This window comes from Methanolobus vulcani, assembly GCF_900100715.1.
Classification (GTDB): domain Archaea; phylum Halobacteriota; class Methanosarcinia; order Methanosarcinales; family Methanosarcinaceae; genus Methanolobus; species Methanolobus vulcani.
The window spans coordinates 379,557-402,967 of record NZ_FNCA01000002.1; the positions used below are offsets into that span (position 1 = coordinate 379,557).

General features: G+C 38.7%; 18 protein-coding genes and 1 pseudogene. 13 read left to right on the forward strand and 6 right to left on the reverse strand.

Annotated elements, in window-relative coordinates; all coding sequences use genetic code 11:
* Positions 1-32 precede the first annotated feature (32 nt).
* Both BLP52_RS04510 and BLP52_RS04515 read left to right on the forward strand, forming a co-directional pair.
* Positions 33-1,088: a response regulator gene (locus tag BLP52_RS04510; protein WP_091709044.1), complete on the forward strand. Its 1,056-nt coding sequence runs from the start codon at positions 33-35 to the stop codon at positions 1,086-1,088.
* A 63-nt stretch (positions 1,089-1,151) separates the two neighbouring features.
* Positions 1,152-1,526: a response regulator transcription factor gene (locus tag BLP52_RS04515; protein WP_091709046.1), complete on the forward strand. Its 375-nt coding sequence runs from the start codon at positions 1,152-1,154 to the stop codon at positions 1,524-1,526.
* Here BLP52_RS04515 and BLP52_RS04520 read toward each other — a convergent pair.
* Entirely contained in the window at positions 1,520-2,542 is a 1,023-nt protein-coding gene (locus tag BLP52_RS04520) for a methyltransferase domain-containing protein (protein ID WP_091709047.1), read from the reverse strand. The genes BLP52_RS04515 and BLP52_RS04520 overlap by 7 nt on opposite strands.
* 154 nt (positions 2,543-2,696) lie before the next feature.
* Between BLP52_RS04520 and BLP52_RS04525 the strand changes: the two genes are divergently transcribed.
* The 6 genes from BLP52_RS04525 to flaJ all read left to right on the forward strand — a co-directional run bounded on the left by BLP52_RS04525 (position 2,697) and on the right by flaJ (position 10,971).
* Positions 2,697-4,055: a FlaD/FlaE family flagellar protein gene (locus BLP52_RS04525; RefSeq protein WP_091709049.1), complete on the forward strand. Its 1,359-nt coding sequence runs from the start codon at positions 2,697-2,699 to the stop codon at positions 4,053-4,055.
* Positions 4,045-4,476 (forward strand): archaellum stator protein ArlF, encoded by a 432-nt coding sequence (locus BLP52_RS04530; protein WP_091709050.1) that lies wholly within the window; start codon positions 4,045-4,047, stop codon positions 4,474-4,476. Before BLP52_RS04525 ends, BLP52_RS04530 begins: the two co-directional genes overlap by 11 nt.
* Positions 4,477-4,552: 76 nt before the next feature.
* The gene (locus tag BLP52_RS04535; RefSeq protein WP_091709052.1) at positions 4,553-5,059 is read left to right on the forward strand and encodes a flagellar protein G; all 507 of its coding nucleotides are present in this window, start codon (positions 4,553-4,555) and stop codon (positions 5,057-5,059) included.
* Positions 5,060-5,072: 13 nt separating this feature from the next.
* On the forward strand, positions 5,073-5,768 hold the full coding sequence (locus BLP52_RS04540; protein WP_091709054.1) for an archaellum protein ArlH: 696 nt from the start codon (positions 5,073-5,075) through the stop codon (positions 5,766-5,768).
* Positions 5,769-5,787: 19 nt separating this feature from the next.
* Positions 5,788-9,306: a type II/IV secretion system ATPase subunit gene (locus tag BLP52_RS14675; RefSeq protein ID WP_238380719.1), complete on the forward strand. Its 3,519-nt coding sequence runs from the start codon at positions 5,788-5,790 to the stop codon at positions 9,304-9,306.
* A gap of 9 nt (positions 9,307-9,315) precedes the next feature.
* On the forward strand, positions 9,316-10,971 hold the full coding sequence (gene flaJ, locus BLP52_RS04555) for an archaellar assembly protein FlaJ (protein WP_091709056.1): 1,656 nt from the start codon (positions 9,316-9,318) through the stop codon (positions 10,969-10,971).
* 55 nt (positions 10,972-11,026) lie between these two features.
* On the opposite strand, the gene BLP52_RS04560 is transcribed toward flaJ, so the two are convergent.
* The 4 genes from BLP52_RS04560 to BLP52_RS04575 form a co-directional block, all read right to left on the reverse strand.
* Entirely contained in the window at positions 11,027-12,025 is a 999-nt protein-coding gene (locus tag BLP52_RS04560; protein ID WP_091709058.1) for an isocitrate/isopropylmalate family dehydrogenase, read from the reverse strand.
* A gap of 33 nt (positions 12,026-12,058) precedes the next feature.
* The gene (locus BLP52_RS04565; RefSeq protein ID WP_091709060.1) at positions 12,059-12,919 is read right to left on the reverse strand and encodes a DUF7714 family protein; all 861 of its coding nucleotides are present in this window, start codon (positions 12,917-12,919) and stop codon (positions 12,059-12,061) included.
* An 8-nt stretch (positions 12,920-12,927) separates the two neighbouring features.
* The gene (locus tag BLP52_RS04570; protein WP_202905729.1) at positions 12,928-13,419 is read right to left on the reverse strand and encodes a LeuD/DmdB family oxidoreductase small subunit; all 492 of its coding nucleotides are present in this window, start codon (positions 13,417-13,419) and stop codon (positions 12,928-12,930) included.
* A 90-nt stretch (positions 13,420-13,509) separates the two neighbouring features.
* Complete coding sequence (locus BLP52_RS04575; protein WP_091709064.1) at positions 13,510-15,981, reverse strand: oligosaccharyl transferase, archaeosortase A system-associated; 2,472 nt, start codon at positions 15,979-15,981, stop codon at positions 13,510-13,512.
* A 177-nt stretch (positions 15,982-16,158) separates the two neighbouring features.
* On the opposite strand from BLP52_RS04575, the gene asnB reads away from it, so the two are divergent.
* The 5 genes and pseudogenes from asnB (at position 16,159) to BLP52_RS04600 (ending at position 22,128) form a co-directional block, all read left to right on the forward strand.
* A complete protein-coding gene (gene asnB, locus BLP52_RS04580; RefSeq protein ID WP_091709065.1) occupies positions 16,159-18,045 on the forward strand; it encodes an asparagine synthase (glutamine-hydrolyzing) in 1,887 nt (628 codons plus the stop codon).
* A gap of 31 nt (positions 18,046-18,076) precedes the next feature.
* On the forward strand, positions 18,077-19,525 hold the full coding sequence (locus BLP52_RS04585) for an oligosaccharide flippase family protein (RefSeq protein WP_091709067.1): 1,449 nt from the start codon (positions 18,077-18,079) through the stop codon (positions 19,523-19,525).
* 162 nt (positions 19,526-19,687) lie between these two features.
* Positions 19,688-20,942: pseudogene (locus BLP52_RS04590) on the forward strand (ISL3 family transposase).
* A 220-nt stretch (positions 20,943-21,162) separates the two neighbouring features.
* Entirely contained in the window at positions 21,163-21,624 is a 462-nt protein-coding gene (locus tag BLP52_RS04595) for a hypothetical protein (protein WP_091709069.1), read from the forward strand.
* Positions 21,625-21,639: 15 nt separating this feature from the next.
* Positions 21,640-22,128 (forward strand): glycosyltransferase family 4 protein, encoded by a 489-nt coding sequence (locus BLP52_RS04600; RefSeq protein WP_091709071.1) that lies wholly within the window; start codon positions 21,640-21,642, stop codon positions 22,126-22,128.
* Between the two features lie 13 nt (positions 22,129-22,141).
* On the opposite strand, the gene BLP52_RS04605 is transcribed toward BLP52_RS04600, so the two are convergent.
* Positions 22,142-23,035 carry an SDR family oxidoreductase gene (locus BLP52_RS04605; protein WP_091709073.1) on the reverse strand — a complete coding sequence of 298 codons (894 nt, stop codon included), beginning with the start codon at positions 23,033-23,035 and terminating at the stop codon, positions 22,142-22,144.
* Positions 23,036-23,411: the final 376 nt, after the last annotated feature.

Consider the following 23,411-nt stretch of genomic DNA (forward strand, 5'->3'; position numbering starts at 1 on the left):
ATTTACTAAACAAAATTAAAAGGTACTTGGCAATGAATCCTCAAACGCAGGAAATCCTTTCAACCCTCAGAACAGAGCTGTCCCGGAAAAATACATTGTTTCTTGCCCCTGTGGATAGTTTTATTGAGAGGCTTGTCTATTTTTTTGTATCGGACATACTGAAAGAAGAGTCTGAAAGGACTGTAGTGTGGTTATGCCTCAATTCTTCCAGGGATAAAATATTGTCAAGATTCGAAGATTTTGGATTTGACATCAATTATGAAGGAAGGATGTTCTTCATTGACATTGATGCACCGGGTAAGGAGCACCATGATGATACATTCTATTGCAGCTCCGTTGCGGATTATACAAAGATGGCATCCCATATCTCGAATATCTTTCAGAATCATCAGAACTCAGTGTTGATTATAGACAATATGAACGTGCTTGCAAGTGACACCATGCAGGTAGTGGAGAATTTTGTCCAGTTCATAGAAAAGAAAGTAGCAGAGAACGATGGCAGTATTGTCTCCATGCTTTCAAGGAATATCCTGCCTTCTGAGACAGAGGTTCTCATAACTTCATTCTTTGATGTGGTGTTCGATATCACCAACGTTGGAGAGATCCATACTGAAATAGGCATGAAGGACTTTGATTTCAGGTATTCGGTGGAGGAAGGTTCAATTGAATTTGAGCCCATGCAAAAGAAGATCAAGCGCGACAGGCTTAAGATCCTCATAGTTGATGATGAACCTGACATTCCGGAGCTTCTCAAGCTTTCTCTCATTAGCGAACCCTATGACTTCATTGTAGCTCACAACGGTGAAGATGCTATAGACATGACACTGAAAGAGCTTCCAGATCTTATTCTTCTGGATATCATGATGCCTGATATGGATGGCTATGAAGTGGTGGAGAATCTTAAAAAGAGCAAAGCTGCAAGTGATATTCCTGTAATTATGATCTCAGCCAAGACCGCTATTGAAGATAAGGTCAAAGGTATGGAACTTGGAATAGATGACTACATTTCTAAACCATTTGATAAGAGAGAGGTCAAGGCTAGAATTAAGATGGTAATGCGTCGTCTTGGATGGGTTGAAGAGGAATAATTATATATTCAAATGAATATTTGAATAATATATAAAATAATCATCTTAGGAGATTTATCATTAATGTGTCCCAAAATCATGGTTGTGGATGATGAGCCCGATACCATTGACCTCGTAAAATTGATACTGGAATCCGAGGATATAGAAGTCATCGGAGCAAAGAGTGGATTTGAATGCCTTGAATCAATTGAAGAGGAACAGCCGGATGCTATTTTACTTGATATCATGATGCCTGATATGAATGGATGGGAGACCTTCCATAAGATTAAAGAAAAAGAACCAGCTCTTCCAGTTGCCATGCTAACAGTAAAGAGTCAGGAATTTGACAAGATGCTTGGTCTGCATGTTCTTAAGGCAGATGACTACATCACAAAGCCTTTCAGCAGAAAAGAACTCATCCAGAGAACAAAAGAATTACTGGAAATGAAACTTCAGTGATCCAGCACTTCAAACAATATTGCCTTTTCATTTTTCACAAAGAGATGTGCCTTTCTTTCACCATCAAGGTCATTTTCCAATTCATTGCGTACATCCCAGTACCTTTCCGGTTCAATGGCTGCCCGGACAATAACTTTTCCGAATGAGTTCTTCTTAAGGAAAGAATTGATCTGTGAAAAGTCAGTATCAGTAACAAGCAGTTTCTTGTAACTGTTCTTAAAAAGGCTATTCTCAATTTCATTCTCTGAACTGAGAAGTGTTCTTTTATCATCAATATCAAAGATAGCAATATCATTTGATTCTTTCTTAAGCTCTGCCACAAGCTGTTCAAGCAGACCTGCTTTGGTTACACACTCTTCTGGTTCATACGCGTAAAGGGCCGTTTCCTCTACTTTGATCGCAGGTTCTATTTTTCCTGTTTTTCTGATGATGTTACTTCCCGGAAGTGCAACAGCAGAAACATCTGCTTTTTTCAATTCTCCAAAATAAAGGTTAAGGCGGTTAAGCTTTCCCTCCAGGGACATGTATTCTCTTTCACAATCAAAGGGTATTTTTTCAGGAGACAACTGTGGTGGTGCTTCAAAAGCAAAATTCGATGAAATGCCAGCATAAGCTTCCATTACTTCAGGGATGGAAGGACTGAGATTGTCAATGCTTCTCTTTTTTTCGGCAGGGGGTCTTGCAGGATCTGAAAAGACAACATCAAGCTGTGGTAATTTTTCAATTGCTTCGGAAGATAGTGCATCTCCCACAATAAATTCGATGTTATCAACACCCATTATCCTAGCATTCTTTTTTGCAAATGCTATTTTTTTAGGGTCAATTTCAATCGCATAGACAAAATCACAGTATTTAGCAAAAAATAGAGCCTGGCCACCAATGCCGCAACTGATGTCTGCTATTGTCTTACATTGCAATCTTTTAGCCCTGTATTCAGCCACAGGTTCAGGAGTTGCAAACCTTATACCATCCTTATCGGATATCATCTCTGTTTTAAATTGCTTTTTACGTGCCATAGACTCCTCCTACAAGTCAGGTAAATGATTTAAAATCATCTGAATTCACAATAAGCTTAACGCATGTTTTATTCATAATTTATATATATTATTAAGGGTATATTGTTCACCGTATAGATATATCTCTCATAAATTAAATAAAATCAGTGGAATTATGGCCGGATTTAGTGATAAAATCAAAAAAGTGACTTCTGTTCTTTCCAAAAAGGGCAAGAGTAAAGGAGGCGACTCTCCGTTTGGTAGTGGTGATGCTCCTCCTTTCATGCAGGGAGGGCCAGACCTTGGTTCTGTTCCTGATCTGGCTGCCGGTATGCCACCTGCACCAGGTGGTCCTCCTGGTATGGCACCAGGTGCACCCGGAGATTCTGCATTTCCTCCTGGTATGGCTCCTCCGGGAGCAGTTCCAGGTGGTCCGCCGGGCATGGCTCCTCAAGCTACTCCACAGGCAACTCCAATAGATAACGAGATGCTCGAGGAGAACCGCAAAAAGATCAAGGAAGTTGAGTCTAAAGTATCAAAGTCAGATGTAACTCTCAACATGGTCCAGAGGGACAATGAAGAGATCAGAAAAACGGTTGATAAGATTGACCAGAGTGTCCTTGAACTATTATCCCTGTATGAGATCGTTTCAAACCAGGTAAATCCGTTTGTAGGCGATGGTGCAGGTTCCAGAGATACAATAGAGAGATTTGAAAAGACAGAGAACCGTCTCACTGAAATGGGTGACATGATTGTTCTTCTGAAAAATGAATTTGATGCAACTGCTCAGAAACTAAGCATGCCAAAAGGTATCTCTGAAGAAGCAGCCACCAGGATGCAGGATCTTGAATCCAAAATGGATGCGTTTGCAGATGCCATGGTAATGATGCATGAAAGTCTTGAGCAATTAACCTCAAGAACAGACGAATTATTCACACGTACCGATTCTATTAATCAGAATTTGCTTGATCTTGCAGAAACTACATCTACTATTACTACCAGGCTTGATGACCTAGAAAGTCGTCCTGTTGCTACTTCAGGTAGTTCCAATGCTGTTCCTTCTAAAGCTGAAGAGAAGATTAGAACTAAAACCACAATACATGAAGATGAGAGCGAAGATGAAACAGAAGCAGAAAACGATATCGAAAATGCTCCTGTTACAAAGAAATCCTCACTACCTCTTGTAAGGCTGGAGTTCATAAAAGCAGATCCAACAAGTGTTGTTGTTCTTCTCAACTGGATAGAGTTCCTCATGGAAAGAGTTGGAAGGAACAACCTGATGGATGCACTTGATTATTATGTTGACATTGGCTGGATAAGTGAGGATGTTATGTCAGAGATCATGGCATACGCCCGTGGAATCGATTATTATGTTGAAAAGCCAACGTGGCGCCTTTTGCCAGAGGATCACACAAAATCCCTGCTCTTCATTGAAAGGCTCTCAGGACGCAAGATCGACAGGAATATGCTAAGTTCCATTGACAGAGAGATGGCAAAGGTAAAGCACGGTCTGGAGGAATTGTATGGGATTTGAGCTTTCCGTTGTTGCAGTGTTATTCTTCATCTCTGCTCTTGTAGTTGGTTCATATTCATATTCCATGCTTAACACTTCAAATGAGATTGTAAGTGATGCTTCCGGTGATCAGTATCAAATGCAGAATTCAAAACTTAAAACAAATCTTGAGGTGGAAAGTGCTGTTGCAGGGAACTACTCAGATACTTATAATCTGACTGTGACACTTTCAAACACCGGAAGTGAAACCATACGCTTTGACGAGCTCAACGTTCTTGTGGACGGCAATCTGGAATCTTATGTGTATAATGATGTTGCAGCAACCTGGACACCTGCTGAGACACGCAACATGACAGTTCCCTACCTTTCCGGTACAGGGGTCCATCGTGTAAAAGTCGTAACTCGCAACGGCGTTTCTGCTTATAGTTCATATATTGTCTGAACTGAATAACAATCTTATATACTATTAATTATATATTACTATTCTAATTCTATTTGCATCGGGCTGGCAGAAAAACATGAAAGACATGCTAAGAAAAGAGAGAAACGCCTTAGTGAAAGATACAGGTGCAGAAACCGCAGTAACTCACATGATATTCTTTATAGCCGCAATGGTTCTGGCTATCAGTGTAGTTGTTCTTATCTCCGGCAATGTCCAGTCCATGATCGCTTCATCCAGTGCAAGCAGCAAGTTAGTATCCCAACAGATGCGGACTGATATAACTATTGTGAATGATCCTGAGATCATCCCCTATGATGGTGTTTCCGGTAAATACACATTCTACGCAAAGAATACCGGTAAGACCGAACTGGCTCCTGAATATGTGACCGTACTTGTAGATGGTATATTGATAGAACCTGTGGATGTCAACGCTGCATTGACAGATGGTGATATTGTATGGAGACCAGGAGAAATCCTGACTTTGAATGTAACCACTAACCCTTCACCACTGGAAATAGGTGATCACAGAGTTCTTGTTGCGGCTGATAATGGCAAATCCGGTGCAATGAGTTTCAAAACGTAATAAGAGGCAAATAATGGCAAAGATCAATGCATTTGCGATTCCCAGGGATGACCTGAACGATAAATTGGGAGGAGGCTTTCCTGCCGGTTCACTTGTAGTACTTGAAGGTGGCAGTGGCGGAGGAAAAAGCACAATTTCCCAGCGTCTTTCATTCGGACTGAACGAAAACGATGTCAGTGTTACGTTTGTCTCGACACAAATGACAACAAAGGGCTTTATAAACCAGATGTATTCAATGGACTATCCAATAGCTCCATTCCTTTTGAATGGTCTGCTTTTATACATCCCTGTGATACCACTGGTTCAAGCTGCAAAATCCCGTTTTGATTTTATAGAGAGATTGATGGCTGCAGAAGAGCTTTTTGAAAAGAATGTGATAATTATCGACACTCTGTCTTCTCTTATCAAATACAGTGCAAACACTGAGAAAACCCTTGACTTAATATCGTTCTTCAAAAAACTGAATGGTATGGGCAAGGTCATCATTCTTACAATTGAACCAAACCAGCTGACAGAGGATATTGCTTCGATGTTCCGTTCTTCCTGTGATGTGTACATTACTCTCAAATCAAAGCCTCTTGGAAGTGAAGTCAAGAGGACCATTGTCGTGAACAAATTCACAGGTGCAAAGGGTCCGGTTGGACAGATGATCGGTTTCAGAATAGAGCCAAAGGTTGGTCTTGTAGTCGAGATCGCTTCAGTATCATAATCATAAAGGCAGTGGAAATATGGATGCAGAATTTCAGAAAGCAGTACAAAGGAACCCTCATCTGGGTGAATATGTAAAGAAATTCATGCGTGAGACTGGTGAAGATGAACCAACTTTCATGGTAAGTCTTGGAAAGGATATTGACAGGGCTAAAGTAAATATCATTCTTCCAGTTGGTGATCCTGTATTCATACACCTTTATGGTGGCGATGAACAGGGAGAGATCAACTACTATGGTGTAGAACCTGAACTTAATGATCTGGAAAAAAAGAAGTATAAAGCAACACTGGACATCATTCTTGAAAAATCTGCCAACGAACCTGTTCCTAACACCGAAGCAGAACTTAAGGACCTTATCACTAAATTGTTCAATGAATCTATAGACATAGGTTCAGGCGGGAATATGGCTGATGATGAGAGAGGAGGAAGGTTCGATATTCTCCAGAAGCTCATGCCCGTGCAGAAAAAAGTTCCTATGACCCAGGGTGAATACAACAAGATTCTCTATCACCTTGAAAGGGATATTATCGGCTCCGGCCCAATCGAACCAATTATCAGAGACCCCTATCTTGAAGATATCAGCAGTATAGGTGTAGACAATATATTTATTGTTCACAAGATCTTTGACACCATTAAAACGGATCTGACATTCGGGGACGACGAAGGTCTTGATAACTGGCTGCGTAGTATGAGTGAACGTATCGGTCGTCCCGTAAGTGACGCAAGACCGATTGCCGACGGTGCTCTTCCTGATGGTTCACGTATCAATATTATTTACAGTATAGATGTCAGTAAACGTGGCAGCAGTTTTACCATGCGTAAGTTCAGTGAAGTTCCTGTTAGTATCATCCAGCTAATTGGATGGGGTGCGCTGAGTGCAGAAATGGCAGCTTACATGTGGATGTGTCTTGAAAATGGTATGAGTATTTTCTTCAGTGGTGAAACCGCAAGTGGAAAGACCACAATGCTCAATGCATGCCTTGCTTTTGTTAACCCTAAAGCAAAGATCTTCTCTGCCGAAGATACAGCCGAAGTTCAGCCACCACAGCCTGTATGGCAGCAGTTGATCACCCGTGAGGAAGGTCCACCGGAATCAAGGGTAGATACCTTTGCTCTGCTAAAAGCAGCACTTAGGTCAAGACCAAACTACATTATCGTAGGTGAGATTCGAGGAGCCGAAGGTAACGTAGCTTTCCAGGGTATGCAATGCATTCGTGAAGGCTACATTGCTATGCCTGGCCATGGACCAATGCATATCATAGATCTCTACGATCAATACGCAGCCGATGCTCAAGAGCAAGATGGTAAAGATATAATAGATATCAGCGACCATAAATTACCTGTCTATGTATCAGGTATTGATGGCAAAGTTTCCAGATCCACCATCACCAATGTCTTGAGGATGGGCAAACAGCAGCTTATCAAGGTATACTTTGACACAGGTGAAGTGCTTGAAGTTACACCAAATCACCGATTCCTTCTTACAAATGATAAAGAGGTTGTTGCAGAAGAACTTCTTGATACTCAACAACTTCCAAACGTAATCCTCCCACCTCCAATTGCGTGGTATCAAAATGATTCACATGGATTCGATTTCCTTGAAGGGTGGAACATTCTCAAGGATGAGCTTTATGCGCAAAATATCGATGCCTATAAGAAAACCGCAGCCTATAAAAAAGATCGTAAAAAGTTCGCTGATTACTTTGCTTCACGTAACAAAACTATTCCCTTTGATGTGTATAGGCGTATAGTGGGCAATACTGGACTTCCGGATGAAGTATACGCAATCCGCAAAGGATCATCAGAGAAGATATCTGTTCCTCTCCAGCTGAATCATGAAATTCTTGTGTCCATTGCAAGATATCTTATGGGTCTGGATGTCCCAGTGGTATATCAGCAGTTTTTCAGGCATGTGATGGATATCACTCCACAACACATCGGGAAGCCATTCTGGAAACTTGGCCTTGATCAGTTAAGAGTTGTCTTCGAGGAGTTTTTGGAATTATCTTCAATTGAAAAACAATCATTGTCTGATGAGATCTGGTACTCAATCGGCAGACTGGCAGGAGATGATAGTCTCTATGTGACCAGAAAAAAGACCAAGTTCTCTGATTTCCGCTGGCAGGTCAAGAACAAGAATACAGATGAAGGTGTTAATTATGCAAAGCGTGCCATCCATGTGATTCCCCATGATGCTAACTCTGTCCAGACCGTACACAAGGATAATGCTTACACTACTCGGATATGCCGTGTGGACCGCTCGTTCGTGGATTGGCTCATAAAGAAAGGCTTCATACACGTAAATGAAGAATGTGTTTATTCAAAGGCTGTGCTTAAAAGGATTCCTATTGATAATATATCCAACCCTTATGCCTATGTTGCAGGTCTTCTGGATAGTGACTGTACTATTCGCTACACAAAGAACCGGTCATTTGAGATTAAGCTTGCTCTCAATGTAAACAGGGATGATGAAGGTCTTCTCTTTGACCAATTGCGCCTGGTACATTATTATGAGCATCAACTCTTCCCATGTATCAATTGTGTTGAGTTCCGCTATCACTCCGATTTTGATGAACACGTAAGACGTTATAGTCAGTTCTGCCATGAACTGGGTATCAATGTAAGGACAACTCGATATGATAAGATAAGGGGCATAGGTGCACGTGTAGAATTTTCCTCTGATAGAAAACAGGAGGTGTTCAGTACATGGGCTAGGAATGTGGCACCTTACATGTATCGTCAGGACAAAAAGCAGGCAATTGAATCAATGGTGGATATTGCACCTGGAGATCGCAGATCAGATATTACCGAATTTGATGGCTACAGTGCCTCCATCCATAAGAACTGTCTTCCACACTTGGCCCTGCTTGCAAGAATATTTGGTCATACTCTTGTCAGTGAAGGTCATGAGTGCTTCGAACAACGCCTCTTTGCTTTCAAGAAACTGGAGTTCTCACGTATCCTTCATATTGAGCATGGGTGCATTGATCACACCTATGATATTTCCATGGCCAATGGTTCCTATTACATAGGTGGAAAACAGATGATGGGTTATGTCTATGACACCGGTCACCCTGTACTTGCGACTTTCCACGCATCTGCGGTATCAAAGATGATCCAGCGTCTGACGGCAGACCCTATCAATGTACCTGTCACTTTCATTGACAACCTTAACATCGCAATGATCCTTTCGGCTGTTTACCGTAAAGGAAAGTTTCTCAGGCGTGCCCTTGCGATCGAGGAGATAGAAGGGTACTATGAGGAAATAGGCGGTGTTGCAACTAGGGCTGTTTTCCAGTGGGAACCGGATACTGATAATCACAAGTTCCGTGGTCTGAACAACAGTTACATCCTCGAGGATAAAATAGCTACAAAGCTTGGTTATGAAGATAAAAGGGCTATCTATCAGGACCTTTTCCTTCGGGCGAAGATTCTGGAAGAAATGAAATCAAGAGGAATTGAAGATTACTTTGACGTGCTTGAGATCATAGTCAATTTCTACAAGCATGGAATAGACGGTCTTCCATTTTCAGTATGAGGTGTTTTTGTGAGCTATGAGAAAGCATTCAAGAATCTTGGCATGGAGCCCAAGGTCTATCTCAAGAAATTTGCTTTACCTATCGTAGCTTTTGGATTTTTATTCTCAATCCTTCTTCTTGCATTACTTCCAACGATGTTTGTGGGAACTGCTAAGTATATCCCTTACTTGATACCTATTATTTGTATAGTATTTGCTTTCTCTTATCCTCTTTCGATCCTGTCTGCCAAAGCTTCCAGAATTGACAACAATATGCACTATTATATTACTCAGATGGGTTCTATTGCAACAGCAGAAACTCCCAGGATAGATATTGTACGTATTGTCTCAGAAAATGAGGATTATCAGGAGCTTGCAGAGGAAACAAAGAAAATATATGATCTTGTGACCGTGTGGCACTTAAGTCTGGCAGATGCATGTCGTTTCATTTCCAAAAGGACTCCTTCTATTATATTTGAGGATTTTCTGGATAGGTTTGCACATGCTCTCCAGTCTGGAGAAGATGTAAAGACTTTCCTTTTCGCAGAACAGAACGTTGTAATGAACGAGTATGAGGCTATGTACAACGGTGCACTCTATGTTGTTGAGATTATCAAGGAACTTTTTGTTTCCCTTGTAATGTCACTGATCTTCATGGCTTCATTTGCTGTAATTATGCCTGTGATAACTGGTATGAATGCGGAACTACTCATGGGTATAGTGGTAGTCATTTTCCTTGTCACTGATCTTGTAATGGTAATGTTCACAAAGAGCAAGATACCCAAAGACCCTGCGTGGAGTCAGTCTTCCAATATGACTGAGAACAAACTGAAACTATATCGTTCAATACCAGTATCAATTGCAGGATGCATTGTAGTTCTAATTGCTGTGGTACTCTACGGTAAAATTCAGACAAGTATTGCAGTTGCCATGGTACTAACTCCGCTGGTTTACACAGGTCATGTTTCAAGAAACATTGAGAAAAGCATCAGGAGAAAAGACGAAAATTTCCCTGCTTTTATCCGTTCCCTGGGAAGTTCTGCAGGTGCCAGAGGTGGTGTCATTGATGAGGCTCTGAAAGCTCTGAGAGCACACGATTTCGGACCGCTGACAACCGATGTGAACAATCTTTACAAAATGCTTGTGACCAGGATCAACAAGTTCAATTCCTGGGAATATTTTGCTTCAAATACCGGAAGCAATCTTATCCAGCGTTTTTCCGGGATGTTCGTTCAATCTACCAATCTGGGTGGTCAGCCAGAGGTCATAGGCGACATTATTGCTACAAATTTCCACAGGATAGTAACTCTCCGAAAGAAAAGGTCGCAGTCTGCCGGAAGTCTTGTGGGTGTATTATATGGTCTGACAGGTGGTATCGGTTTTACAATGTATATTTCCCTTGGTGTAGTCGGACTGATGCAGGATATGTTCTCAGCTGTGGAAATGCCTGCAGGTATGTCGATGGGGATGGTTCTCTATACTAATATTGGAAGCCTAACCACTCTTTCAAACATGGTTCTGGCAATCATGATCGGTCATTCATTGATGTCCGCTATCCTAATCCGTATTGTAGATGGCGGTCATATGTTCAGTGCTACAATTGATTTTGTGATCATGGTATGGATATCCGGTGCAAGTGCTGTGGTTACCATGGCGGCAGTGTCATCACTACTGGGTATTTCCTGAAACAGGATATAAAAAAGCATGGAAAATAAGACAAATGACAAACAATGTCAGAGTCCTATTTTACTCTTGTTTTGATGTGATTTGCTAAGAACTCGCCAACTTCAGATGTACTGCTCTTTCCACCAAGATCGGGAGTGCAAACCCCTAGATTAAGGGATGTATCAATTGCTTCTTCCAGAATTGCTGCTTCTGCCATATCTCCGTGCCATTCAAGAAGCATTTTGAGACTGAGGACTGCAGCAAGAGGGTTAGCAATGTTTCTTCCTGCAATGTCCGGTGCGCTTCCATGAACCGGCTCAAAGAATGCATATTTCTCACCGATATTGGCACTTGGAAGCAGGCCAAGTCCGCCTACAAGTGCACCTGACATATCACTGAGAATATCTCCGAACAGATTTGTGGTAACGATCACATCATAGTTCCAGGGATTTCTTATCAGGTTATATGCGAAGGAATCCACCAATTCATCACTATGGTTAACTTCTGCATCCGTTGCAGACTGGCGACAAACATCAAGGAACAATTTGTCAGATTTCATAACATTGGACTTGTGGACAATTGTCAGTTTGTTGGTCCTGCTCCCGGCAAGTTTGCTTGCATAATCTGCAATTCTCTTTGACCCTTTTCTTGTGATCACTCTTTTTGTGGTGGAAACATCTTCACCGATCTCTTCGATTCCGGAATATAGTCCTTCTGTATTTTCTCTCACTATTATGTAATTGAAATCGGTCCTGTCATAAATTCCCTTTACTGAAGGGAGAGGGCGTATTGGCCGGACATTTGCATACATATCAAGTTCTTTGCGAATTGTCAGGAGAACGCTTTTGTAATTGGGGTCAGGGGGTGTTGTCACTGCACCAAAAAGGACACAATCACATTTCTTCAGTGTATCTATATCCTCATCTGTAATGGCGGCACCTGTGCGTTCCCACCTGCCATACCCGAGTTCAAGAGGAACTTTTTCCACGTCAAGTCCGAATGCGTCAAAAACTTCAATGGCTGCCGGAATTACTTCTTTCCCAACTCCGTCACCTTCTATAACTGCAAGTTTCATGTCAATTCCCTGATCATCTTATAATGTCTGTAATTATAAATTGTCCTTCTTAGCTGAAAGCCTTAGCTCTTGAACAAGATTCCTGATTGCCATGGTCACATCGAATTCCGATGCTCCCCAATGTACAACTGCTCCTCTTATGCCGGCAATCGTAACAATTCCGGAATTCTCAGCACGGCAGCATCTTGTAATGAATACTTTGCTGGGCTTGAATATGTCTGATTTGAAGGGACATATATTAATAAATGAATACTCTATTCCCGGGAATCTTGACTCAAAAAGACTCTTTGATATCTCACAACCTACAAGCAGAGCTCCATCTTCTTCAATAACGTCACAATCCAGACATTTGCCCTTAAGTCCGGACGATGAACATGGGAAAACTGTATTCTCTCCTTCAAATTGTCTCAGATCAGTAAGGTTCTCTGAGAATCTGATGGATAAATCTCCCCATACTCCACTCTGCTCTATCCTGCGGACAACACTTGCAAGCCATGAAGGCTCAGGAGGAAAAACATCCACTATCTCAATTTCAATTATCTCTGAAGGGTCTGGCTTGTGCACGAATGTCAGGTGTTTGTCTATGCCTGTGAATATTACAGTGTTGACTTTACCTTTACATATTTCAGTCGCTGTGTCTATGAGAAGCGCTCTGTCTTTGATATTTAGCTCCTTTTCATAGTGGACAATCTCCTCACCTGAAGCAAGTTCCTTAAGACTGGTGGCATCCCTGAGAAGTCCTTCTCCCTGATGTTCCACCTCAAAGAGAGAATAGTTTCCGTTTTCACAGTTTTCTACTATCAGGTACTTGGTGAGAAAGTAGATCCGCCTGTCTTCGCCGTCAGGTATTTCTTTGCTGTGCCCAACGTATTTGTATTCATCCGGAAATATCATTTGATACCTTAATGTTTGGCTTTCTGTGCTTTTCTGTGTGCCACAAGGCCACCATCAGTAAGTATCTCAAGCAGGAAGTCAGGAAGCTTGTTACCTTGGAATACTTTTCCATTGACCTGCACAGTTCCCTGAAGCAGATCGATCTCAACTTCGTCGCCTTCATTGCACTCAACATCAACCTCCATTAGTGGAAGTCCTACATTAATCGCATTCCTGAAAAAGATCCTTCCAAATGATCTGGCAACTACGCAGCCTATGCCAGCATATTTGAGTGCAAGTGCAGCCTGTTCCCTGGATGATCCGCAACCAAAGTTGTCAGCGGCAACAATGATATCGCCTTTCTGCACTTTCTTTGAAAACTCAGGAGCGATTCCTTCCATGGCATGATCTGCAAAGACCTGCATGTCTTTTGTGCGCAGGTATTTTCCGGGAATTATTACATCTGTATCGATATCGCTACCGAATATCCATGCTTTTCCCTTGATTATATTGTCCAATATATCACCTTATGGCTAGCTTCTGCATGATATTATTTGTAAGTGTCGGGAATGAAACAAAAAAGTAAAAAAAGAGATGAGAATGGGAATAGATTAAATTTCTAATGTGTTCCCATTCATAACGTCTGTTTCACTGACACTAACCTGCTGTGTAGTGTTTCCATAACTTATCACATATGATCCGGTTGGCATGGTGTCAAACTGTGTTCCTCCTTCAACTGGTCCTGTTGTTGAATAAGGGACTGTGAATGAGTAAGTTCCGTCTGATCCTGCAGTTGTGGTTTGTGTGTATGTGAATGTCCTCATCTGGTTGGTTTGTATGGTGTTAGTAATAGTCACAGTTTCATTGGCCGGAGCTGTTCCTGTGATTGTAGCACCTTTCACGTATTCGAAGATTTTGACAAAACCTGTTGTAGTATCAGTAGGGATATTCTCTCCCGTCCACATATTATAGACATTCTTATAGAGCTGTTCAAGGTTCACATAAGGTTCGTTACCTGGGTTGTATGCCTGAGATTCATGTACCATACGATAATGTATCAGTCCATTTCCATCAAGCAGATGAAGTCTCATTTCCATACTGTTCAAATACTTCATGCTTGGCACAGTAACAAGTCCTTGGTCTGAATTAACTTGTGAGTAATAGCCATCCTGGTCTCCATCCCATGCAGCCATTGCGCCGAATATGGTATAAGCCATTCTTCCATTGCTGACCATGTATCGACTTCCAAGAACATCGGCAATTGAATTTGCCTCCTCTTCGGATTGCGATGTGAAGTATGAAGCTGCACCCGGTACATCACCACCGCCTATTCCTGATTGGAACGGATTGGCATTTGGTATACGGTGTCCTATGTATGTAATCCAGTGTCCGTAGTCCCACCAGGACATTACCCCGTAAGCGGTTGAAGGGTATTGGAATGTTTCTCCATCTGCCGGAACAGGATAGATCCCAGTGAAGTTAACACCTGTGTCCGGTGTGTTATAGCGCATCCATGTAAGAGATTCTATCCATGCAGGTGCAGGTCCTCCCACTCCTGTATTTTGGGATAAAGATGTTTCCAGGGGTCCGACAGGATATATCAGGATAATGAATACCACTAGTATGGAAATGGCATGGGTTGCTTTGATATTCTTAAAGTCAAAGTCCTTGCCTTTTTCTTTTGCTTCTCTGTATTTTTCGGATAACTCTTTCCAGCCCACGGCATCCAGTACTTTAAATGCAAGGTAGGCAGACAGTAAAGCGGCATTGACTGTAAAATAATATGCAAAACGATTCTGCTGATACAGTGCCCAGACCATCATCAATGTCCAGACGACCATCCATATCTCTTCTTGCTTATGTTCACGATATGTCTGGTATAGTAGCACAGGAATGGCGAGGAATGTAATGTACCCCTCTATTCCAAAATTATCATAAAGTGGGGATAATGAAAATAGTCCTGTGGTTCTGTCAACAAAGAAAGGATAGGCTTCAGCAATTGTAAGTCCTCCTCCTGAGCGCATGAAATAACTGAACACAGTACTTATGATGACATATACACTGGGAATGAACATCTTAGAGATTACCAGCACAACTCCAAACAGTACAATAGGAGCTAAAATGTAGTACTTTTTCTCTATTTTACGCTGATTCATTATGCCGGATACAAGGCTAAAAACTATGAATCCTATAATTCCTGCCGGCAACCCTATCATGTATTGGCGTAAAGTCCCTCCAAGATCAGGGAGTGGCAAAACAAAAAGCCATGCGATAAAAAAGCTAAGCGAACCTATGATCGCAAGATACTCTGGATTTTCATTTCGCATGTGGTCAATAACATGTTGTATGGTAATGTAAACTCCAATGATCAGTGCGAAAAAAAGTGCCCCTTTCCATGCAAGGATATATAATCCCATAGATATTCCCGTAAGGACAATATATTTTATGGAAGGTTTCAGTTTATTGAAGTCCTTTGAGGTTATATCTTTAAAATATACCGGATGTTCTCTCATAGCCTTTAAGGACATTATCAGGAACATTGCTGTCACTGTGCTCATAAGAGTTTCAGCTACATGATGGTCAGTAAAACCTAACAAGGAGCGGTGAAGGAATGCTCCTGGGAGTATAGCTACTAAAAATGCAGATAACAGTCCTACATTCCTGTTGAATACCCATTTTCCTACATAATAGGTAGGGATAACTACAAGGGTTCCAAGAATTGCCGGGAAATATGCTCCGATAACTTCCATTTGATGTGTGGTGGGATTGCCAAGCGTTAGTATGTATATAAGACTTGCAAGTACCCAATCAAATAATGGGGCAAAGACCATTTTCTGACCTGTCGGAAACAGCGTAAATGCATCAAACCATAAGGTGTGCGGATAATTGTGCAATATCGCAGTTACAACTCTCATGTGGTACCATGGATCATTCCCTCCGAATCTTACAAAATTATCTGAAAGAATTACCGTTGCTTTGGACCCGGTTCTTATATAAAACGATACCATTAAGGATAATATTATTCCAAGTAAATAGGGTAAACCATTTTTTATCTTGTTTTGTTTTGTTTTTTCATCTTCCATGTTTTCCCCTCTATAAATAAACAATTTGAATAGTAATAAAAGACATTTTATGGATTTTTTGTTAATAAATTGGTACTATAATTAATATAGCTATTGTTAAAATAATATGACCCTATTATACAAATAGATTTAAGTCTGAATTTGATTACCATAATGTCTGATGGAGTGTAACATAGATTGTGCGGAATATGTGGATTTGCCGGTTTAGAGGATGAAAGACTTCTGGATGACATGTGTTCTGTTCTTCATCACCGTGGCCCTGATGATAGTGGTAAGTTCATCGACAAAGGTGTTGGTCTTGGTCATAGAAGATTAAGTATTATTGATCTTGCCGGTGGCCATCAGCCAGTTCATAATGAAGATGGGACAGTGTGGGTTGTTTATAATGGTGAGATCTACAACTTTCTCCAGTTGAAAACCTGTCTTGAATCAAAAGGGCATAGGTTCTATACATCATCTGATACAGAGGTTCTTGTACATCTTTATGAGGAATATGGAAATAGAATGGTTCATCATCTAAGAGGGATGTTCTCTTTTGCATTGTGGGACTCGAATAATAAAAAATTAGTTCTGGCACGCGATCGTCTGGGGATTAAACCGCTATATTATAGTTATTTAGAAAACAAACTTATTTTTGCTTCTGAAATAAAAGCATTGCTTCGATATGATGAAATAATTCCTTCTGTAAATGTTTCGGCTTTACATGATTATCTAACTTTCAGACACAATCTTGCTGATGAAACCATGTTCCAGGGGATATTTAAGCTACTTCCAGGACATGTATTGACATATTCCGATGGAAAGATTTTCATTGAACAGTACTGGGATATTCCTGCTCCTTCTAATGAAATGATGTCAGAAGGATATTATGTTGATAAATTAAAAGACCTGCTTGAAGAGTCGGTCAGGATACGTCTTATGAGTGAAGTACCACTGGGTGTATATCTTTCAGGGGGTATAGATTCAGGTATAATCACCGGAATGATGAGTAAAATGGTCGATGACCCGATTGAGACATTTTCTGTAGGTTTCGGCTCAGAGGGTGAGATCGGCGAATTAAGTCATGCACAGGAAGCAGCAGATCACTTCAGTACAAATCATCATGAGATTATTGTGGAACAGGGTGCATATAGGAATCATCTGAAAGATGTTATATGGCACAATGACGAGCCAGTAGCCGATCCTTCCGCTCTTGCTGTTTTTCTTCTTTCGAAGATGGCCAGCAAGCATGTGACTGTTGTGCTCAATGGAGCAGGAGGGGATGAGATATTTGGGGGTTATATCAGCTATAAGGTTGGAAAGCTGAATGAACATTATCAGAGAATAATGCCTGGTCCCATCCGCAGAGGTATTGTGTCACCTGTTATTAACTCGATCAGTCCTCATCTTCCAAGTAAATTCTATGTTGGTATGAAAAGTGCTTCTCATGAGATAACAGAACATGGGTTCCTATTCTCTAAATCTGTGTTCAGTGAGGAGGATAAGCATGAGCTTTACACTGACTCATTGAACAACAGGATATCTCATGACTCTTTTGAGAAAGCCACTGATATACTTTTCAATAATTCAACTGCAAATTTCGGTAATAAACAGAAAAGCCTTTTGTCTAAGATGATGTATGCCGATACCCGTGCTTATCTGGTGGATCATATACTGCTTGAAACTGATAAGTTGACAATGTCCAGTTCAATAGAAGCCAGAGTTCCTATCATTGATCATAATGTAGTGGAATTTGCATACAGTATTCCGGATGATTTGAAATTGAAGGGTATGACTGAAAAATATATTCTCAAGAAAGTCGGTGCAGATATATTGCCAAAAGCAACTCAACAAAGAAAAAAGCGTCCTTTCAGAATACCTATTGATACATGGTTTAAAGGGGAGCTGATGGAAATGGCAGAACAGGCTTTGGATGATTCTGTTATTGTGAAAGAGGGGTATTTCAGACCAGATGCCTTAAAGGATATTATCAAACGTCACAACAATTCAGAATTGCTTTATAATCATAAGCTCTATGCGTTACTTGTTTTTGAGATGTGGGCTAATCGATTTATACCATATTGACATCAACTTTCTCTTCTAAATAGGGATCACAATGAGTATTTTAAAAAGTTTAATGCATAGAATAATGTCTGTAGAGGCGGTAAGGCGACAGAGTTTAATCTCTTTAGTATGGAGCATTGCATTTACAGGCATTGGTTTTTTGAGTACTGTTTATTTTACAAGGATACTAGATGCAGGTGTTCTTGGTGGTTATTATCTCTTTTTAGCCTATTTCGGTGTTGTTTCCATTATCTGTGACAGTGGATTTACTGGTGCTGTTCAAAAACGTATCAGTGAAGGTGAAACTCCAAATGAGTTTTTTACAGCATTTTTTGTAATGCGCTCTGGTTTTGTAGCTGTAGTATTGCTAGTTTTATTGCTTTTGCAAGGATATTTTGTTGATTTAAGTAAAACCGGTGTTTTTAGATGGTTGATTCTAGGTCTTATTTTTTCAATGTTTCAAGTAAGTATACATGCTCCTTTGGGTGGGCGTGGAAAAATGGGTGTATATACCACTGCACAGTTTGTGAACAATATATCTAAAATATTTATTCAAGTGATTGCAGTATTTTTAGGTTACGGCGTTGCAGGACTTGTAGGTGGTTTTATTGCTGGAATGATTATTTCTGCATTGATTGAGTTAAAGTATTTCGATTTAAAATTTGTAAGATTTAATAAGAATCATATCCAAAGTCTTTCATCATTTTCTTTTTGGTCATTTCTAAGTTCTGCAAGCAAACAAGTTTTTACATATGCAGATACGATGATAATTGGTTATTATCTCCTCAATGCAGATGTTGGAATATACAATATTATACTACAATTTGTGGGAATTATTTCATTTGCATCATCATCGATCAGACTGGCATTATGGCCACGTATAAGCTACTGGGGTAAACACGGAAATATTTTTTCGATTGAAAACTCAATTTCAAAAGCATTTACTTTTTCTTTGATTCTTGCCATTCCAATCGTATCAGGTGCAATTATCTTGGGAGATCATCTCCTATATTTCATTTATGGTGAAGTTTATAATCATTATGTTGTACTCATAGTTCTATTATTTGCAGAACTAATAAATATATTTAATAATATGTTTATTATGTATCTTAATGCATTAGATTATGTACAAAAGTCTTTTAAAATAACAATTCTTGGCACTTCTGCAAATATCATAGTCAACTTATTATTAGTCCCTTTTATAGGCATTGAAGGCGCAGCTGTCTCAACATTAATTACCATGTCATTGAGTACTTTGTTAAGTTTAAAAGTCCTTTCATCTATTATTAATATAAATTTTGAAAAAGATAGCATTATAAATATATTGAAAGCATCTTCTTTTATGTCAGTTTTAGTTATTATTTATCGTCTGATAGTTCCAATTGTGAGTATATGGCATTTAGCTATTCCTGTCATTTTTGGTGGGTTTTTATATGTATTTTCTCTTTTTCTTTTAGACGAAAATATATCTCATGAATTTAAAAAAATCATTCAACGATAGTCATTTAGCAACAATTCCTTATTTGTTAATTTATAATAATTGTTTTAAAATAACCTTATCACTGATGTATTATTTAAAAGAAAATCTCTTTCTTTATGTTTTTTTGGATTTCCTCACGATTAAGTGGGTAATTTAATATTCCTATTCTCCAATTCACTTGTTGTGAAAGATAAAGAACTCATTCAGCTTGCCTTAGGACTTTCTAGTCCGTGGTATGTGAAAGACATTGATTTTAATGTTTCTAAGAAAAGAATGGATATCTATTTAGATTTTACCAAGGGAACGAAGTTCCATTGCCCTGTTTGCAACAAACTGTATGATCTCCATTATGCCAAAGAAAAAATATGTGAAGATACCTTGATTTTTTCCATTATGATACATAAATTCATACAAGAGTTCCCCGAACAAAGTGTGAAAGGGATGGTGTAAAACTTGTTGAAGTTCTCAGGACAAGACAAAAAATAGGATTCACGTTATTTTTTGAAGCATTGATTGTTGCTATGTCTAAAGAAATGAGTGTTTCTTCCATTGCTGAATTGGTCAATATGAATGAAAATTCTGTATGGATTATTCTAGCTCATTATGTTGAAGAAACAATAGCAAAGATGGATATATCTAGACTTGATACGATCGGGGTAGACGAAATATCTGTTAAAAAAGGTCACAGCTATATGACTTTGTTCTATGATCTAAATCAATCAAGAGTAATTCATATTGAAAATGGGAAGAAAAGAAGTGTTTTCAAGAACTTCAGAGAAGTTCTTTCCAGAAAAATATATTCTGAGAATATTCGATACATATCTATGGATATGTATCCTGCTTTTAAAGGTGGAGCGGATACATATCTATGGATATGTATCCTGCTTTTAAAGGTGGAGCGAAAGAATATTTTCCAAATGCTAAGATAGTTTACGATAAGTTCTATATTGTCAAAATGATGAATGATGCAATTGATAAGGTCCAAAGGAAGGAATACCAAACAAATAAAGAACTTGGTAAAACGAGATTTATGTGGTTGAAAAATCCTGAAAATCTCTTGGATGGGGAAATAACTAAGATACGATCGATCAAAGATCTGGATGTAAAAATAGTGAAAGCTTACAAATTTAAACTTGGGCTTCAACGTCTGCGGGAAATAAAAAATGTAGCAGTAGCAAGAGAATATCTTGATAAATGGCATTATTGGGGTACACATAGCAGCATCAAGGAAATTATCACATTAGCTAAGATGATAAAAAGAAATTCTCATGGGATATTGGAATCGATTAAGCAAGGAGTCAGTAATGGTGTTGTTGAAGGCTTGAACAACAAGATCAAGACTGCTTTTAAGAGACCATATGAATTAAAGACTGAGAAGTGTAGGGATACAATGACATTCTTGATGGCGGCTAAACTCAGTTTACCCACACGATGTTAAAGGGATCCTTAATTATTAAGTTTCAATGAATGAAAGTGGATGTATACTAAATTTTCTCAATTACTTTGTGTCCAAATAGATATTATTATATATCATTACATATTTAATCATGACTTGTTTAGTTTCTCCCTTATATAATTGCTAACAATTTATTAAAACGATATCCTCCATTTTATTACTTACCACTATCAAAATACTATGAAGTCACTAACTTACAATTATGAAATTACCAGATAAAGCATTAGTTATAGCATACAACAAGGCACCATTTGTGACTTGTGATTATGATATCCTGTCAGAAATATACAAATGTAGTTTGTTTCAAACAGGAAATGGGAGAAAATCTTATCTATATACTACATATAGGCTAGTTATACTATTTTTTAAGATAATATTGGAAAAATATTCTCTTGTTTATGTGTGGGGTTTGGATTTCAATAGTATTATTCCTGCAATTTTAAAAAACGTATTAAAATTTAAACTTATAATTGTTCCTTTGGGTTATGAATTGGATAGAATTGATGAGATTAGCTATGGTAATAACAGTAAGTTTAGAGAGTTTTTAACTTTATATTCGGCTTCAAAAGCTGATAAAATAATTTGTCAAAGTATGTATATGTCTATTCAAGCAAAAAAGTATGGATTTGACGTTGATACTGTATATCTTTGCATTCAAAACTAGTTGTGAGATGGGTAAATGGCAAATATTGTAACAATTGCGTATATGTGTGAAGTTGAAAAACTTTATTATATAAAAGGAATAGATTTTATTGAAAAAATAGCCACTGGATTAAAAGAACATACTTTTTATATATTTGGGAATACTAAAGAGGTTACGTCAATAAATAGTAATGTTCTATTCTGTGGTTTTTTAGATCATGCTGAGCTTCTTAATCGAATGACTGAATTTGATTTTTATTTTCAGCCATCAAGATCAGAATCCTTTGGGATGGCGGTTTTAGAGGCAATGCATCAAGGTCTAACTCCTATTGTCTCTAATAAAGGTGCGCTACCTGAGATTGTTGGTGATACTGGGATTGTCTTTGATTTATCTATTCAAGAGGCTTTGAAAGCTTTAAAAAATCCAGTGAAAACTGATATTCTCCTACTTAAGGAAAGAACTAATAAATTCTCATATGATAACCGGAGAAAAAAAATCCATGCTATAATCAATGAATTATTTTAAATATATGTATATATCATCTGTCTTTATTTCCTAAAAATCTAAGTATATTTTCATTTAAATCAGGTAAAGAATGACCAAATAAAGCCTTATATTTTTCAGAGCTCATTGAAAGGTCTTGCTGCCTTTTTGTTTTGAGTGTCATTATGCCATCATTCAAGCTACATGGATTTATTAAAGATTTATCCATCCCAGCCAAATCTGCTAACTTCATACCAAATTCATATTTAGAACAACGCTGACTACCAACAATGTTCAACACTCCAGTGATATCTTTTTCAATTGCCTTTTCAATTGCTTCCGCCAAGTATGTTACCTCGATAGGAGTGAAATAATAATCTGTGAATAGATTAATAGCTTTTTTCGATTTCAATGATTTGTATACCCACTCTCCAAAAGTGTCAGGATGATTTATGTGGCTCCATCCAAAAAAGTTAGTTCTAATCACAATGGTGTCCTCATTATATTTACATGAAACATTCTCAGCTTCAAATTTCATTTTACCATATTGATTAACAGGGTTAGTTTTCTCTTTTTCAGTGTACATTGATTTATTTCCATCAAAAAGGTGGTCAGTTGAAATATAGGCCAAGCGAGAATTATACTCGGAAGCGCATTGTGCAATATTTCTTCCAGTTTTTACGGTTAAATCGTACGCTAAACTTGGATTCTCTTCGCACAGGTCCAAATCGACAAGTGAAACCGTATTTATTACAACATCAGGTTTTATTTGTTCAAAAAGATTTTTTACAAAAGAAATCTCTCTTAAGTCACCATAAATTGTATTTGAGTTTCGAACTTTCAACGGATTTCTAGATGTGCAGTATATCTCATATCTATTCTTTTTCATAAAATAAGACACTAGATTAGAGCCAAGGAATCCATTTGAACCAGTGATGAGAATCTTCATACAAATATCTAATATCAAACTTCATTTAATAACTTTGCTGATAACAGGATTCTGATGAGAATATTATTACTAAGTAATTATTTAGTCAATCTACTAGTGTTATTATTCTTTAGAGTTGCCTTTAAGATAGAATATAATGGTTATAAGGAAATATTGTCACAATATGGCGGATTCTATGTAGAATTCTTATAATTACTTGTTTTAATAACGTATGTGTTTTAGAAAGCTGAAAGAAAATCGGGGAATTATTGTAATTATCTTTTTAATGATGCCTGTTGTAATCACTCAACATAGTTAATTTTCTTTATATTACTCGCACATTGAAACAAACTTATGTTAATCACTATATTTGGGGTTATACAAAGCCGATTTCGGA

Coding starts and splice junctions, on each gene's coding strand:
- BLP52_RS04510 (WP_091709044.1), top strand. CDS start 33: ATGAATCCTCAAACGCAGGAAATCCTTTCAACCCTCAGAACAGAGCTG.
- BLP52_RS04515 (WP_091709046.1), top strand. CDS start 1,152: ATGTGTCCCAAAATCATGGTTGTGGATGATGAGCCCGATACCATTGAC.
- BLP52_RS04520 (WP_091709047.1), bottom strand. CDS start 2,542: ATGGCACGTAAAAAGCAATTTAAAACAGAGATGATATCCGATAAGGAT.
- BLP52_RS04525 (WP_091709049.1), top strand. CDS start 2,697: ATGGCCGGATTTAGTGATAAAATCAAAAAAGTGACTTCTGTTCTTTCC.
- BLP52_RS04530 (WP_091709050.1), top strand. CDS start 4,045: ATGGGATTTGAGCTTTCCGTTGTTGCAGTGTTATTCTTCATCTCTGCT.
- BLP52_RS04535 (WP_091709052.1), top strand. CDS start 4,553: ATGAAAGACATGCTAAGAAAAGAGAGAAACGCCTTAGTGAAAGATACA.
- BLP52_RS04540 (WP_091709054.1), top strand. CDS start 5,073: ATGGCAAAGATCAATGCATTTGCGATTCCCAGGGATGACCTGAACGAT.
- BLP52_RS14675 (WP_238380719.1), top strand. CDS start 5,788: ATGGATGCAGAATTTCAGAAAGCAGTACAAAGGAACCCTCATCTGGGT.
- BLP52_RS04560 (WP_091709058.1), bottom strand. CDS start 12,025: ATGAAACTTGCAGTTATAGAAGGTGACGGAGTTGGGAAAGAAGTAATT.
- BLP52_RS04565 (WP_091709060.1), bottom strand. CDS start 12,919: ATGATATTTCCGGATGAATACAAATACGTTGGGCACAGCAAAGAAATA.
- BLP52_RS04575 (WP_091709064.1), bottom strand. CDS start 15,981: ATGGAAGATGAAAAAACAAAACAAAACAAGATAAAAAATGGTTTACCC.
- BLP52_RS04585 (WP_091709067.1), top strand. CDS start 18,077: ATGAGTATTTTAAAAAGTTTAATGCATAGAATAATGTCTGTAGAGGCG.
- BLP52_RS04595 (WP_091709069.1), top strand. CDS start 21,163: ATGAAATTACCAGATAAAGCATTAGTTATAGCATACAACAAGGCACCA.
- BLP52_RS04600 (WP_091709071.1), top strand. CDS start 21,640: ATGGCAAATATTGTAACAATTGCGTATATGTGTGAAGTTGAAAAACTT.
- BLP52_RS04605 (WP_091709073.1), bottom strand. CDS start 23,035: ATGAAGATTCTCATCACTGGTTCAAATGGATTCCTTGGCTCTAATCTA.